Source organism: Bartonella queenslandensis AUST/NH15, from assembly GCF_000312585.1.
Lineage (GTDB): Bacteria > Pseudomonadota > Alphaproteobacteria > Rhizobiales > Rhizobiaceae > Bartonella > Bartonella queenslandensis_A.
In genome coordinates this window covers 9,206-10,592 of sequence record NZ_HE997981.1, presented here as the reverse complement: position 1 = coordinate 10,592, position 1,387 = coordinate 9,206, and the positions used below count along the sequence as shown (strand labels likewise).

Sequence of the window (1,387 nt, the reverse complement as noted above, 5' to 3'; positions counted from 1 at the left end):
AAAAGCATCTGCTTTAGCGTTAAAAGCCTTGCAGCAAATAAGTAGCGTGCGGTTGGGGCCAACTTCTTCACTGATCGCGCGCAATTGCTCATGCGTGAGCGCGTTGGTTGTGACATAGATGAAATCTGTTTCCGTGGAGTATCCCTGCATCCAATAGTGGCTTTCATCTGGTGCGTAGGTAAAGCCCATATGTTTGCACATGGCTTCAGCGAGCATGGCGGCATTATATTCCTTGCTGATGACCCAATTGCCCCATTGGTCTTTTTCCAGCATAGAAGGCGCTAGGCGATAATAGCGGAACCCACCGCCACCTTGCCAATTCACTGCTTTGGATATACCGCCTTGATCTGTGCCATCGATGACTTTTTGCAAACGTGGAATGATGTGGGTATGGCATTGTTCTCTTAGCTCAACCATAATCCATTTGCGACCTAATTTATGAGCGACTGCACCAGTAGTACCAGAACCGCTAAAGGAATCTAACACTAAATCCCCAGGGTCCGAGCACATTGTTAAAATTCGTTTTATCAGTTTTTCGGGTTTTTTACCGTTTTTAAATTCAATGCCGCCCTCATTATCTAGTCCAGTAGTTTTGATGTCGCTCCAAAAATCTCCGGGGTGGACAGTGAGATACTGGTCTGCGAATAAGAGTTTACAGCGTGGCAATTCAGTCTCATGATTAAAGTTTCCTTTAATAAGGTACATTTTATTTCTTGGCGTAGTTATAGAAAACGCTGGTGTACCGCTTTTACAGCTAAGCTTTTTCTCAATCGCGATATGCTTAGCGCCGCCTGTTAAGGTCGCAAACTGGACTAGCCTCCATGCATTTTCGTATAGCCAGTCTGTATCTGGCTTTTTTCCTGTTTCTTTTTTACAAATGTCTGCCATATTTTCAAAAGAAATATTAGAGAGTACATGATCTATTTTTTCAAGATCCCCCTGCGACCTATACTCGTCTTCCATTACTTTTTTAATAAACTCTAAATCTTCTTTTGAAGCGCCGTGAATGTACGTCTTGTATTCGTAGTCCCAATTTTCTTTGGGTATTTTCTCAACTTTTAAATTTTTTATTCCTGATTTGCCTGCTAATATGATATACTCTTTTAGCTTTGCTAAGCCGCCGCTCCTATTAACAGAGGCCATTTTGACTCCTGTCGCTTCACTCATTTTAACGCATATTGTTTTCAGCTTAGATTCACCAAATAGTTCACACATTAAGACATATAGGCGCGCATATTGGTTATCATCGATCTGGATTGCTAAATAACCATCCTCTTTGAGCAATGGCCATAAAAGCTCTAACCGGTCGCGCATAAGCGATAGCCACGTCGAGTGCTCTAGGCCGTCATCATAATGCTCAAAAGCGTTGCCGGTATTATAAGGCGGG

Annotated in this window: 1 protein-coding gene; it reads right to left on the bottom strand. The window is 42.6% G+C overall.

Features of this window, described 5'->3' with window-relative positions:
• Positions 1-1,387, bottom strand: a 1,387-nt coding sequence (locus tag BN338_RS01675; protein WP_083868416.1) for a site-specific DNA-methyltransferase, incomplete at both ends; no start/stop codon positions are given.